The 12,272-nt window shown below is 67.4% G+C and carries 15 protein-coding genes and 1 pseudogene; 7 read left to right on the plus strand and 9 right to left on the minus strand.

What is annotated here, in order from left to right; translation table 11 throughout:
* Positions 1 to 15: 15 nt before the first annotated feature.
* On the minus strand, positions 16 to 315 hold the full coding sequence (locus G205_RS09310; protein ID WP_152419555.1) for a hypothetical protein: 300 nt from the start codon (positions 313 to 315) through the stop codon (positions 16 to 18).
* 109 nt (positions 316 to 424) lie between these two features.
* On the opposite strand from G205_RS09310, the gene G205_RS21060 reads away from it, so the two are divergent.
* Positions 425 to 718, plus strand: a complete 294-nt coding sequence (locus G205_RS21060; protein WP_009357774.1) for a DUF3040 domain-containing protein — start codon at positions 425 to 427, stop codon at positions 716 to 718.
* 30 nt (positions 719 to 748) lie between these two features.
* Here G205_RS21060 and G205_RS09315 read toward each other — a convergent pair.
* Together G205_RS09315 and G205_RS09320 are read right to left on the minus strand one after the other, a co-directional pair.
* Positions 749 to 1,668: pseudogene (locus G205_RS09315) on the minus strand (DMT family transporter); the annotation flags it as partial.
* On the minus strand, positions 1,665 to 2,261 hold the full coding sequence (locus G205_RS09320; protein ID WP_009357775.1) for a TetR/AcrR family transcriptional regulator: 597 nt from the start codon (positions 2,259 to 2,261) through the stop codon (positions 1,665 to 1,667). The gene G205_RS09320 and the pseudogene G205_RS09315, both read right to left, overlap by 4 nt.
* Before the next feature lie 147 nt (positions 2,262 to 2,408).
* Between G205_RS09320 and G205_RS09325 the strand changes: the two genes are divergently transcribed.
* A complete protein-coding gene (locus G205_RS09325) occupies positions 2,409 to 3,266 on the plus strand; it encodes an SDR family NAD(P)-dependent oxidoreductase (RefSeq protein WP_009357776.1) in 858 nt (285 codons plus the stop codon).
* A gap of 126 nt (positions 3,267 to 3,392) precedes the next feature.
* Positions 3,393 to 3,692, plus strand: coding sequence for a DUF4193 domain-containing protein (locus tag G205_RS09330; protein WP_009357777.1), 300 nt, complete (start codon positions 3,393 to 3,395; stop codon positions 3,690 to 3,692).
* Positions 3,693 to 3,827: 135 nt separating this feature from the next.
* Here G205_RS09330 and ppsA read toward each other — a convergent pair whose 3' ends face one another.
* Positions 3,828 to 6,227 carry a phosphoenolpyruvate synthase gene (gene ppsA, locus G205_RS09335; RefSeq protein ID WP_009357778.1) on the minus strand — a complete coding sequence of 800 codons (2,400 nt, stop codon included), beginning with the start codon at positions 6,225 to 6,227 and terminating at the stop codon, positions 3,828 to 3,830.
* Positions 6,228 to 6,375: 148 nt separating this feature from the next.
* Entirely contained in the window at positions 6,376 to 7,194 is an 819-nt protein-coding gene (locus tag G205_RS09340) for a pyruvate, water dikinase regulatory protein (protein ID WP_009357779.1), read from the minus strand.
* Positions 7,195 to 7,540: 346 nt separating this feature from the next.
* Between G205_RS09340 and G205_RS21910 the strand changes: the two genes are divergently transcribed.
* Positions 7,541 to 7,705, plus strand: coding sequence for a hypothetical protein (locus tag G205_RS21910; protein WP_160166603.1), 165 nt, complete (start codon positions 7,541 to 7,543; stop codon positions 7,703 to 7,705).
* Between the two features lie 127 nt (positions 7,706 to 7,832).
* Entirely contained in the window at positions 7,833 to 8,123 is a 291-nt protein-coding gene (locus G205_RS09350) for a hypothetical protein (protein ID WP_009357781.1), read from the plus strand.
* Here the strand turns inward: G205_RS09350 and G205_RS09355 are convergent.
* The gene (locus G205_RS09355) at positions 8,108 to 8,848 is read right to left on the minus strand and encodes an ANTAR domain-containing protein (protein ID WP_009357782.1); all 741 of its coding nucleotides are present in this window, start codon (positions 8,846 to 8,848) and stop codon (positions 8,108 to 8,110) included. The genes G205_RS09350 and G205_RS09355 overlap by 16 nt on opposite strands.
* 103 nt (positions 8,849 to 8,951) lie before the next feature.
* Between G205_RS09355 and G205_RS09360 the strand changes: the two genes are divergently transcribed.
* On the plus strand, positions 8,952 to 10,505 hold the full coding sequence (locus G205_RS09360) for a carboxylesterase/lipase family protein (RefSeq protein WP_009357783.1): 1,554 nt from the start codon (positions 8,952 to 8,954) through the stop codon (positions 10,503 to 10,505).
* On the opposite strand, the gene G205_RS09365 is transcribed toward G205_RS09360, so the two are convergent.
* Positions 10,483 to 10,923 (minus strand): SRPBCC family protein, encoded by a 441-nt coding sequence (locus G205_RS09365; RefSeq protein ID WP_009357784.1) that lies wholly within the window; start codon positions 10,921 to 10,923, stop codon positions 10,483 to 10,485. The two genes, G205_RS09360 and G205_RS09365, sit on opposite strands and share 23 nt — an antisense overlap.
* Before the next feature lie 217 nt (positions 10,924 to 11,140).
* On the opposite strand from G205_RS09365, the gene G205_RS23460 reads away from it, so the two are divergent.
* Positions 11,141 to 11,275 carry a hypothetical protein gene (locus G205_RS23460; protein ID WP_268743673.1) on the plus strand — a complete coding sequence of 45 codons (135 nt, stop codon included), beginning with the start codon at positions 11,141 to 11,143 and terminating at the stop codon, positions 11,273 to 11,275.
* Here G205_RS23460 and G205_RS09370 read toward each other — a convergent pair.
* Positions 11,272 to 11,763, minus strand: coding sequence for an RpiB/LacA/LacB family sugar-phosphate isomerase (locus G205_RS09370; RefSeq protein WP_009357785.1), 492 nt, complete (start codon positions 11,761 to 11,763; stop codon positions 11,272 to 11,274). The genes G205_RS23460 and G205_RS09370 overlap by 4 nt on opposite strands.
* Positions 11,760 to 12,272: DAK2 domain-containing protein (locus tag G205_RS09375; protein WP_009357786.1), on the minus strand; the 513-nt coding region annotated here is incomplete at its 5' end. The genes G205_RS09370 and G205_RS09375, both read right to left, overlap by 4 nt.

Raw genomic sequence — 12,272 nt, forward strand, 5'->3', positions numbered from 1 at the left:
GCCTCGTGCCCCTGGCTACCTCTGCCGCCCGGTGCGGCGGAGGGCGAACCGGTAGCCTGCCCAGAATGCCAGCAGGAGCATTCCGGCGAGGATCAGCGCGTAGCCGAGCCTTGCCGTGCCGTCCATGAAAACCAGGCTGTTCGACGAAAAGGTGTCGTTCGCCAGCGGCGCGTAGGCAAACCAGCCCACGTCCTGCCGCGGGACCCGCACCACCAATATGCCGATGACGGCACTGGCCACCGCGATCAGCGGCACCAGGAATCCCCGCCAAATCCGTCCGCCGGACCGGCCACTGCTGCTGTCCCCCAAAGTCATGCCTTTACCCTAGCGGCATGCCGCAAGGCGGGTCTTGACTAAGTGAGACAAGGCTCCTACGGTCAGTACCGATACCCGCTTTCATGGAATTCAGGGGCATGCCATGCCAATGTCCGAAGAGGAGCGGAGGCTGCTTCACGAGCTGGAACTGCGGCTGATCGCCGACGATCCCCACCTGGCCATGGAACTGCTCTCCGGCTATCCCGCCCGCCGCCTCCCGGCGAGGCTCTTCGCCGGCTTAGCCGCGTGCCTGCCCGGACTTGTCGTGCTCCTGGTGGGAATCGGCAGCCAGGCGGCCGCCGCCGTCGTCCTCGGCCTTTTGCTGCTGGGCGCCGGGGCCTTTGTCTTCCTGGACCGGCCCTTCCCAGGCAGGAGCCGGCGGCGAGAACAGCCCACCGGCTAGGGCCGGATGCTGCTGGCGCCCCGATCCCCGGGGAGTGCCCGGCGTCAGGATGAACAGGCTCGCCAGGACGACGGCGGCGCCAAGCCAGCCGAGCGCCGGAAGGCGCTCCCCCACCACCAGGACGGCCAGGACGGCGGCCACCACCGTCTCCAGCAGGGAGATGCTGGTTGCGGTGCTGGCGCGGATCCGGGCAAGCCCCCAGCCGAACAGGACGTAGCCGGCAAACATCGGAACCAGCGCCATGTAGGCGCCCACCGAAAAGTTGGTCCACGACTGCAGAAGCGGGGCGCCGGTCACGGCGAGTACCGGCATCAGCAGCACCCCGCCCAGCCCGAACACCGCTCCCATCGCCGCCCGTGAGGGGATCCCGCCACTGATCAGCCGGTGCGCGGCCCACGAATACAGGGCATACGTGCCACCGGCTACCAGGCCCAGGAGGATGCCGGCGGCGGACGCTCCAGAATCTCCGCCTTCCAGGCCCGGCCCCGCGCCTGCAGGACTGTGCCCGGCAAAGGACAACAGGGCAGCACCGCCCACTCCCAGCAGCGCACCGGCAACCCACCGCCGGGTCAGCGGCTTGCGGTCCGCGAACCGCTCCACCAGAGCTGCGGCCACAGGGGCCGAGCCAATGGAGACGACGGTTCCGATGCTACGCCTGCCAGATGCATGGAGCTGTAAAAGGCAAGGGGATAGACGGCCACCGCTGCTGCGGCCAGGAGCACCAGCCGCCACCTTTCCGCCAGTCCGCCCCGGTGGTCGGTGATGGATCGGGCGGCATACAGCGCCTGCAGTAGCCCGCCGATCCCCATGGCGACAGCACCGATGGCGAGCGGACTGACGGACGGCGCGAAGGTGGCGGCCGTCCCGGTGGTTCCCCACAGGACGGACGCGGCCGCCACGAACAGGGCTCCCCAGAGCGGTGCATCGGCCGCCGCGGTTCTTGCTGTCACAGCTCCGCCAGCATCCGGGCAGCAATGAGCCTCGCATCCCTGAGCCGGGCATCCCCGCCTTCCAGCCCTGCCCGCGCCATGGCCCCCTCCAGGAGGAATGACAGGTGGCGTGCCAACTCTGCGGCGCGGGCCTTCTGGCCGGGCAGAAGCTCGAGTGCATGCGCTGCCAGCAGTTCCTCCACCTGTTCCTTGTGCCGCCGCACCGCTTCCCGGCCTGCGTCCCCCGCCGGGAGTTCGGCGGCGGCGTTCAGGAGCCCGCAGCCCCGGAATCCGTGTTCATAGGCGGCATTGGCATGGTCCAGGTAGGCATCGAAGACAGCCAGGACCCGGCCCCCGGCGTTCCCCGCGGTTTCCAGACGGCTGCGGTACAGCTCAAGCCATTCCGCGTGCCGGGCTTCCAGATATGCAGCCACCAGGTCGGCCTTGGAAGCGAAGTTGTTGTACAGGCTTTTCTTTGCAACTCCCGCTTCCGAGGTGATGGCGTCGATGCCGGTGCTGGCCACCCCGTTCGCATAGAACAGGCGCGCGGCTGCGTCCAGCAGCAGTTGGCGCGCTGGACGCCGGGGCGGGACTGAAACGTCCGGTGCAGGCATGGGCACTCCTCGAAACAGTGGTAGGTAGACCAGTCTACCTACCACTGCTATTCACGGCGAGCGCGGCTCTTGCCCGCTATGTTCACGCCCGGAGTTCCGTGCTGGGATTAACGTAAGGACGCGTCAGGAGGCGGTAGCGTGGCAGCTATGGATGGCCGGATTGCACTGGTCACGGGAGCAACGGGAGGCCTGGCCAAGGCAGTTGCCGCGGGCCTCGCCAGGGAAGGCGCCGCCGTCGTCGTCATTGGCCGGAACTACGCCCGCGCCCAGGAGGCGGTGCAGGATATCCGTGCGCGCGTCCCGGCGGCCACGCTGGAGCCCCTCGCCTGTGACGTGTCCCTGCAATCGTCAGTCCAGGCGGCGGCGGACCAGGTCCGCGCCCGCTACGGGCGGCTCGATGTGCTGGTGAACGCGGCCGGCGTCTTCCGGAAGGAACGGCATGTGACGGCGGAGGGGCTGGAGCTGACGTTCGCCACCAACGTCATGTCCTACTTCCTGTTCAGCAACCTGCTGCTGGATGCCCTGAAGAAAGCCGCAGCGTCCGCGGGATCGGCGCGAATTGTGAACGTGACCTCCAGGTACGGCAACACGCGCCTGGCCTTCGACGACCTGCAGACCGCCAAAGGCAAATACAGCTACCTGCGCTCCACGCCGCCCACCATGCTGGCCCGCGTGCTGCTCACCCAGGAGCTCGCGGAGCGCCTGCGCGGCACCGGCGTCGTGGCCAATGCGGTCCACCCCGGGCTGGTCAGGAACACCGGGCTGCTGAAGGACGTGGGCGGGCCGTTCCGGTGGATCACCAACAGGTTCGGGAAGACGGCGGAGCAGGCCGCGGACACGCCCCTGTGGCTGGCTACCGCCGCGGAGACAGCCGCCGTCACCGGCAAGCTGTGGGCACAGCGGAAGGAACTGCCCACCCCGGGAATGGGGTCGGACGTGGAGGCCCGGCACCGGCTCTGGGCCGAGTGCTCGCGGCTGGCCGGATGGGACGGCGTGCACAAGTAGCCGGAGCACCGGTGTTGAAGCTATATTGGCCCTCCGGAACTGGCGGGAATAACTTCCGGCCGCTTTGGGTTTTCGCTCTGTCCAGAACAATCTGGGCAAACCACAGCCGTACAGGAGAACGCATCAATGGCAGTTGACTACGACGCTCCGCGGGTGACTCCGGAAGAAGAACCGAACGTCGCCCTGGAGGAGCTGAAGACCGAGAAGCCGGGACGTCGGGAGGCCACCCCTGACGTTGACGAGACTGACCTCGCGGACAGCTTTGAGCTGCCCGGCGCCGACCTGTCCAACGAGGAACTGCTGATCCAGGTGGTCCCTGTGCAGCAGGACGAATTCACCTGCATGTCCTGCTTCCTGGTCCACCACCGCAGCCAGCTGGCGCGGGAAAAGGACGGCAAGAAGTACTGCAAGGAGTGCGAGGGGTAAAGGGGGCGGAGGCCGGCCAGGTTTGGGTTTCAACGCCCACAAGGCCTGGCAGCCGCCGGCAGGAAAGGGGCTGGCCGGGACCTTAATGCAGGTCCCAACCAGCCCGTAAGTTTTTGAACGCTATTGCCCCAGCGGTCAGCCCACTGCGGTGAGCTCGGCCGCCGTCGTGCCTGTCAGCCGGAGCCAGGTGTCCACCACGGTGTCCGGGTTCAGGGAAACGGAGCTGATGCCTTCCTGGACCAGCCACTCGGCGAAGTCGGCGTGGTCGCTGGGGCCCTGGCCGCAGATGCCCACGTACTTGCCGCGGGCGTTGCAGGCGCTGATGGCCATGCTGAGGAGCTTCTTGACCGCGGGATCCCGCTCGTCGAAGCCGCCGGACACGATCCCGGAGTCACGGTCCAGGCCCAGGGTCAGCTGGGTCATGTCGTTGGATCCGATGGAGAACCCGTCGAAGTAGTCAAGGAACTCGTCGGCGAGCAGGGCGTTGGACGGAAGCTCGCACATCATGATCACTTCCAGGCCGTTCTCGCCGCGCTTCAGCCCGTTTTCGGCCAGCAGCTCAATGACGCCGCGGGCCTCGTCCAGGGTCCGCACGAACGGGATCATCAGCTTGACGTTCGTCAGCCCCATCTCGTTGCGGACATAGGCCAGGGCCTCGCACTCCAGATCGAAGCAGTCCCGGAAGGACGGGTCCAGGTACCGTGAGGCGCCGCGGAAGCCGATCATCGGGTTCTCTTCGTGCGGCTCGTAGGCCGGGCCGCCGATGAGGTTGGCGTACTCGTTGGACTTGAAGTCGGACATGCGCACGATGACCGGCTCCGGGGCGAAGGCCGCGGCGATGATGGACACGCCCTCGGCCAGGCGCTTGATGTAGTAGTCGCGCGGGCTGCCGTAGGCGGCGATCCGCTCGCTGATTTCGGCCTTGATGTCCGCCGGCTGGTCGTCCAGGTTGAGCAGCGCCTTGGGGTGGACGCCGATCTGGCGGTTGATGATGAACTCCAGCCGGGCCAGGCCCACGCCCTGGTTGGGCAGCTGCGCGAACGTGAACGCCTGCTCCGGGGTGCCCACGTTCATCATGACCTTGACCGGGGCGTCCGGCAGCTGGGCGATCTCCGTTTCCTCGGCAGTGAAATCCAGGATCCCCTCGTAGATCACACCGGTTTCGCCGTCGGCGCAGGAAACAGTGACGGCGGGGACGTCGGCGAGGATTTCCGTGGCGTTGCCGGTGCCGACCACGGCGGGGATGCCCAGTTCACGGGCGATGATGGCTGCGTGGCACGTGCGTCCGCCGCGGTTGGTCACGATCGCTGCGGCCCGCTTCATGATCGGTTCCCAGTCGGGATCGGTCATGTCCGCCACCAGCACATCGCCGGTCTTGAAGGCGGCCATCTGCTCAATGCCGGTGAGGATGCGGACGTTGCCGGCACCGATCCGCTGCCCGATGGCGCGCCCCTCGGCCAGCACGCGGCTGGTGCCGTTGAGCCGGAAGCGGCTCAGGCTGCCGGTGGAGCGGCGGGACTGCACGGTCTCCGGCCGGGCCTGCAGGATGTACAGGCCGCCGTCCACGCCGTCCTTGCCCCACTCGATGTCCATGGGCCGGCCGTAGTGCTTTTCGATGGCGACGGCGTAGCGCGCGAGCTGCTCCACGTCGTCGTCGTTGAGGCTGAACTTGTTCCGCAGGGATGCTTCAACGGGCACGAAGTCGACGGTGCGGCCCACCTCGCGGCTGGTGGTGTAGGTCATCTGGAGGGCCTTTTCGCCCAGGCCCCGCTTCAGGATGGCCGGCCGGCCGGCTTCCAGCGCGGGCTTGAAGACGTAGAACTCGTCCGGGTTGACGGCGCCCTGGACCACGGCCTCGCCGAGGCCGTAGGAGGACGTGACGAAAACCGCGTCGCGGAAGCCGGACTCGGTGTCCATGGTGAACATAACGCCGGAGGCCCCGACGTCGGAACGCACCATGCGCTGGATGCCGGCGGAGAGTGCCACGTCGGCGTGCTCGAACTTGTGGTGGACGCGGTAGGCGATGGCCCGGTCGTTGTAGAGCGAGGCAAACACGTCCTTGATCGCCACCAGGATGTTCTCGATACCGCGGACGTTCAGGAAGGTTTCCTGCTGCCCGGCGAAGGACGCGTCCGGAAGGTCTTCTGCGGTGGCGCTGGAACGGACGGCCCAGGACAGGTCATCGGACCCGCCGTGCTTGTCCACCAGCTGCTGGTAGAAGTCCCGGACCTGCGCTTCGAAGCCTGGGAGGAAGGGCGTCTGGCGGATCAGGTCCCGGATGTCGTGGCCGGCCGCGGCCAGGGCGGTGACGTCGTCGGTGTCCAGCCCGACCAGCCGGTCGGCGATCGTCTGGTCCAGGCCCGAGTCCGCAAGGAAGGTGCGGTAGGCATCCGCGGTGGTGGCGAACCCGTCCGGGACCTGTACCCCGGCTGAGCTCAGGTTCTGGACCAGTTCCCCGAGGGAGGCGTTCTTTCCGCCCACACGCTCGAGGTCCTTCAGTCCGAGCTCTGAGAACCAGAGGATGTCTTGTGTCATGTCGCTGCTCCTTCGCAGTTAATGGCAGTGGTGTACCCGTCGCCGTGTGGCTTTTGCTGCCTTATGGGCGCAAATCCTGTCCACCGTGACAGGTATTGGTGGCTCTTTCCATATGATTTGCACCACAGGGCCGGCGGCGCGGCTTTTCCTAGTGCTTGAGGTTCATCCGCTGCAGGATGGTTGCCGCCATCTCCTCCACCGATACGGTGGCCGAATTCAGGAACGGAATCCTGTGCGCCATGTACAGTTGCTCGGCGCTGCGCAGCTCATAGCCGCACTGCCGCAGGGAGGCATAGGGCGAGCCGCTGCGGCGCTCGGTGCGGATCTGGCTCAGGCGCAACGGGTTGGAGGAGAGGCCGAAACACTTCGACACAAACGGCCGCAGCGGCTTGGGCAGGCCTTCCCGCTCGAAGTCCTCGTCCACCAGCGGAAAGTTCGCGGCGAAGATGCCGTGCTGCAGCGCCAGGTACATGGTGGTGGGGGTCTTGCCGCAGCGGGAAGGGGCAACCAGGATCACCTGGGCCTTTTCGAGGGCACGCAGGCTCTGCCCGTCGTCGTGCTCCATGGCGTATTCGACGGCGGCCATCCGGGACTGGTAGCGCGCAGCGTTGCCCAGGCCGTGCGCGCGCCCCGGTTCCCCGCTCGCCCGGGTGCCCAGGGCAGCCTCCAGTTGCGGGACGTGGGTGCCGATCAGGTCCACCACGGCGGCCTTGCACGTCTCCAGGATGGAGCGGATCTCGCTGCTGACCGCCGTCGAGAAGACGAGCGGCCGCAGGCCCGCGTCGGCAACGGCGTCAATGGTGGTCACCACGGCCCTCGCCTGCTCGGCCGTGGTGATGAACGGGACGGTGATGCGGTCGAAGTTGTTGCCGGGGAACTGCGTCAGCAAGGTGTTTCCGAGCGTTTCCGCAGTGATGCCCGTGCTGTCCGAAAGAAAGTACACGGGGCGTGGAGCGTCATTGGTCATGGACAGATTCTCCATCACCACGGCACGGGCCCCGCGCTCCGGCCCTCAGCGTGACGGCTCTGCCCCGCTTCTGTGCGGGCACCAGCACCGGACAATGGCGCCGGCGTCTCTCCCGCACACCCCGTAGTCTCAGGCCGTGCCCGGGTAAAGCTGTTACCGCGCTAGCCCTGGCCCCCGGCGGCACCCGGAGCCGGCACAGCCACTGTTGAATGCTGCGGCTTCGCGGCCTGTGCGGGTTCCCTGCTTCCTTTGCACAGTGCAGGCAGCAGTAGATGCCGGGCTCGCTCTCAACCGGATGCCCCAGGATCCGGCAACCGCAGTGTTCACACGCGGGCGCATCATGTGGATGGCACATTCGAAGCTGTCGAACGTCCCGGTCTGGCTGGCCATGGTCACGGTGAACATGCGGCCCTCGTGGTTGCCGCAGACATCGCAGGTGTCCATGATCATTCCCTCCTTGATCCCGTTGCTCCAGACACTCAGCGTGGCTGCTCCGTTAGCTGCCGGCTAGAGGCAAAAGTCCCAGCAGTTTCCCGAACCACCCGGCGGAAGAAAAATTTCTTTCCCACCCGGGCCATCCATCACCCGTCCCGCTACGAAGTCCTCTCAGGAAGACCATCACGAATGCGGGAGGGACGATGGATGAGGTGGACCAGCAGGCCCTGACCGGCGCTGTGATCAAAAGGCACAACCTGGACCTGGGCGAACTGTGGCTGGACTACGTGGCACTGGGCGGCGACGCCTCGGAGCAGCAGATCCGGGACTACACTGCAGGCGCGGCGGGGCTCTCGGAGAAGGAACGGGACGCACTGTCCCAGGCTGTCAACGAACACTGCGCCGCCGCCGGTCTTGGCGTGCGGGCACCGTTCAGCGACTCGCCACTGGAACAGTTGGATTCCAAGCCGCAGGATCCCTATTCGTCGAAATAGGTGAAGGTCTCTGCGCCTCCGGCCACGGTGGAGATCACTCCGGAGGCGATCTCCCGCAGCTTGATGTTCCGGGTGTTGGACGCCTCCCGCAGTACCTTGAACGCTGCCGCCTGGCCGCACCGGTTCTGCGCCATGATGGCTCCGGTCGCCAGGTCGATGACGGTCCGTGTCTGCATCGCGGCGCTCAGGCCGTCCTTGGTGTCCTGGAGCTTGGCCATCCGCAGGGCAAGCCTCAGTCCCTTCGATGCCTGCGCAACAAAGGCCTCCGCAGATGCCGTACTGCCGGGCTCCGCGGGCTGCGGGGAGTAGAGGCTGAGGAGTCCCTGGTCGCCGTCGAGAAGCAGCGGAAGGCTGACCACAGAAAGCACGCCCTGCCTGCGGCCGGCGAGGACGTACTCTGGCCAGCGGCCTTCCCGGCGCAGGTCCGGAACCACCACTGTTTGGGAAAGCCGCGCCGCAGTGGCACCCGGGCTGTCGGCGTATGCGCCTTCCAGCTGGTTCATCAGCCTGGCAACGGAACTGCTGGCTGCCCTTGCCACCGGCTTCTTGGGGCGGGCCAGCGTGATGTTGCAGGCAAGTTCGCGGCCCGGCCCGCCAAGCCTCTGCGCCGTATATCCCGCCAGGTCCTCGAGCATCTGGGGTACCGGCTGGTTACCAAGCATCAGGTCCTGCAGGCGTACCGCAACATCGGCGAAGGAGGTGCCGTCACAAACGTCGCTGTTCATTGCAAGGCTCCCTTCCGGACACAGTTAGGCCACAGCATCATGGCCGCCCACTGCCAGACGGTACGTTCCACCCTACCCGGGCGGACGCCGTAACGTGTCAATCATGAAACTTGCCACCGGCCGCTGCGGCACGGCAGCCGGCACCACCCTTGCCGTGGATGGCGCGGCAATCCACCGCTTCCTGGGGATTCGCTATGCGGAGGCGCCGGAGCGGTTCCGGCCCCCTGTTCCGGCCGCTCCGTGGGCAGGAGTGCTGGACTGCACCGGGCCGGGACCGGCGGCACCGCAGAACCCCGAGTCCCCGGCTCCACCGGGCTCCCGGCCGCGCAGTTGGAGCGAAGACGGCTGCCTCAACCTCAACATCTGGACTCCGGGCACGGGAGGGCCTGGCCGTCCTGTGCTGGTGTGGATCCACGGCGGCGCCTACCTCAGCGGTGCCAACAGTGACGCGATGTACGACGGCGGCGCCCTGGCGGCAGCCACAGGCACCGTAGTGGTGGCCATCAACTACCGGCTGGGAGCCCTCGGTTTCCTGAACCTGGCAGAACTCCTGGGGCCGGGCTACGAGGACTCTTCCAACGTTGCGCTTCTGGACCAGCTCGAGGCGCTGCGGTGGGTGCGGGACAACATCGCGGGGTTCGGCGGCGATCCGGGGAACGTTACGGTCTTCGGGGAGTCGGCAGGGGCGGCGGCCATCGGCACCCTGCTGGGCATGCCGGCGTCGGAAGGCCTCTTCCGCCGCGCCATCCTGCAGAGCGGCACCGCCGAACGGTTCCGAAACCCGGAGGATTCCACCCGCATCGCCCGGGAGTTCCTCACCCTGTGCGGCCTTGACGCCGGGTCAGCCCGGAACATCCTCACGCTCCCGATCGCGAGGCTGCTCGAGGCACAGGAAGAACTGGGGCGGCGCACGGCCCGGGAGACCTTTGCGGTTCCGCTGCCTTTCCAGCCGACGGCGGGGATCCCGTCATTGCCCCTGCCGCCGCTGGAGGCTGTGCGGCAGGGGCTGAATGGAGAAGTGGACCTGCTGCTCGGAACCAACCTCAACGAGGGGTCCTTCAGCGTGGAGATGCGCCCGGCCGGTCCCGCTGACCCCGGCTATCCCGAGCGGGCAGCGGCGGTGCTTGCGGCAGCCGGCATCGCCCCGGGGCGGACCGCCGGTTACGCGGAGGCCCTGTCGCGGGTCCTGTCGGCGGAGCCCGGCGGAAAGGTGCTGCTGGAAGCCGCCGTGGCTGACTCTGTGTACCGCCAGCCCAGCAACAGCCTGCTCGCTGCCCGGGAGGGCCCGGTGCTGCAGGGATCCACGGGGCGGAATTTCGCCTACCTCTTCACGTGGCGCAGCCCGGCCATGGGCGGGAAACTCGGGGCGTGCCACGCGCTGGAAATCCCGTTCGTCTTCCGGCACCTGGACTCGCCGGAGGCCGCCTTCCTCACCCGGGGGCAGGCACCCCAGGAACTGAGCGACGCCATGAGCGGCGCCTGGGCTGCCTTCGCCCGCACCGGCTCACCCGGCCTGCCTGGGCTGGACTGGCCGGAGTACGGGCCGGAGCGCAACACCATGGTCCTCGACGCCGCGCCCCGGGTGGAGCAGGATCCCCGCCGGGAGATCCGGGAGTTCTTCGCCGCGAACCAGGTCAGCCGGCAGCCTGGGCGTTGAGGGTATCCCGGATCCCGTTCAGTGCCGGGTCGCGGAGCTGCATGAAGGCGGGCTTGAGCAGCGGCTGGATGATTTTGGCCGGGCCCTTGATGCTGAACTCGGCCGTGTACTTGACCACCGAGCCGGAGCCGGACGGGCTCACGTCCACGGAGTCGAACGCCGTGACGCTCTTGTTCTCGCCGCGGAGCTTGATGTGGTTGTCCGTCAGCTCGATGACCTCGTACTCCAGGGTCTGCCGCTTCCCACGGAACTCGGACTCCGCATGGTAGCGGTGGCCCACCGCCACCGGTTCCGGGGTCAGCTTGTCCATCACCGGAGTGTTGGGGTCCCACTTGCTGGTGTTTTCGAACTCCTTCATGAAGGCAAAGGCCTTCTCGGCGGACAGTTTGGTTTCCACGCTTCCGGTGACTGTGATCATCACCCCAGTCTAGGAAGGCACCCGCGGCAAGCACACCCCCAATATGTGCCCGCTACGGACCCGGCAGGGGCACGGGCAGGCGGACGGCAGCCATTTTGTAGCACAGCTTCCCGCCCAGTTCTCGCGGACTGATCCACACCTCGTAACCCTCGGCGGCCGCAAACAGGGCCCTCCCCGCCATGCGTCCGCGGCCAGCCATAAGGCCGAGGAATCAGGCATGACGTCCTCCACCATCCCCGCCCGGACCAGCGTGAAGTCCTTCCGGATCTCCACGGGAATCCCCACCAGGCGGCTCCAGTCGTGGCAGCGCATCCACTTCATGCTGTACTTCCCGTCCCGCGTGCCCGGCTAGCAGGCCTCAAAGTCGGTCAGCACCTTGACCTTGCCTGCGGATGCCGACGCCGGATCGAACGTGTAGCCGATCCACTCTTTCGCGAGCCGGCGGGCGAGCTCTATCCCGACCACCCGCTGGCCCATGGTGAGGACCTGGCAGTCGTTGGACAGGATGGAGCGTTCCACGGAGAACGAGTCGTGCGCTGCCGTTGCCCGGATGCCCTCCACTTTGTTCGCAGCGATGGCCACGCCGATTCCGGTGCCGCAGAAGAGGATGGCCCGGTCTGCGGCGCCGTCGCGGATCATTTCGCCGGCGGTGATGCCCACGTAGGGGTAGGGCCTGGTGAAGGCGTCCGGGGCGTCGGACAGGTTGACCCCGATATCGATGACTTCGCTGATCCGCGGGTCCTCCCGGAGGTCTGCCAGGACCCGGTCCTTGTAGTCCACCCCTGCCTCGTCGGCACCGACAATGACGCGCAGTCCCATGCTGTGTCCTTCCTTGTTCATGCTTTTGCTCCAACGGTTTCCTGTGGTGCCGGAACGGCAGTGAAGTGCGGACCCATCACGCTGAAGACCATGGCCAGCGATGTTGCTCCGGGGTCCGGGGTGCCCAGGCTCTTTTCCGCGAGCGGCCGGGCGCGTCCCTTCAGCGGCAGCAGGTCCGCCGTCGCCGCGGCAGCCGCGGCGGCGTCGCGGGCAGCTTCCTGCCAGGCGGCAGCGGGATCCGTGCCTTCGCCGATGAGGCGGGCAAGGCTGCCGGCAAACGGAAGCAGCGCGTCCACCATGGTCTTGTCGCCCACCTCGGCCTTGCCCAGCTGGACAATCCGGTCAGCGAACGCGGTGACGCAGGCGGCGAGGTCCGCGGCCGAAGGAACAGCCGAATTCCCCACTGTTTCGCCGAAGGCACGCAGTCCGGCGCCCCACAGGACACCCGAGGTTCCGCCGGCCTTGTCAGCCCAGGCGTCCCCGGCGGCAGCCAGGACGTCACCGGCCCCGGCGCCCTGGCCGAGCGCGGC

This window comes from Arthrobacter nitrophenolicus (assembly GCF_000332815.1).
GTDB classification, from domain to species: Bacteria; Actinomycetota; Actinomycetes; order Actinomycetales; family Micrococcaceae; genus Arthrobacter; species Arthrobacter nitrophenolicus.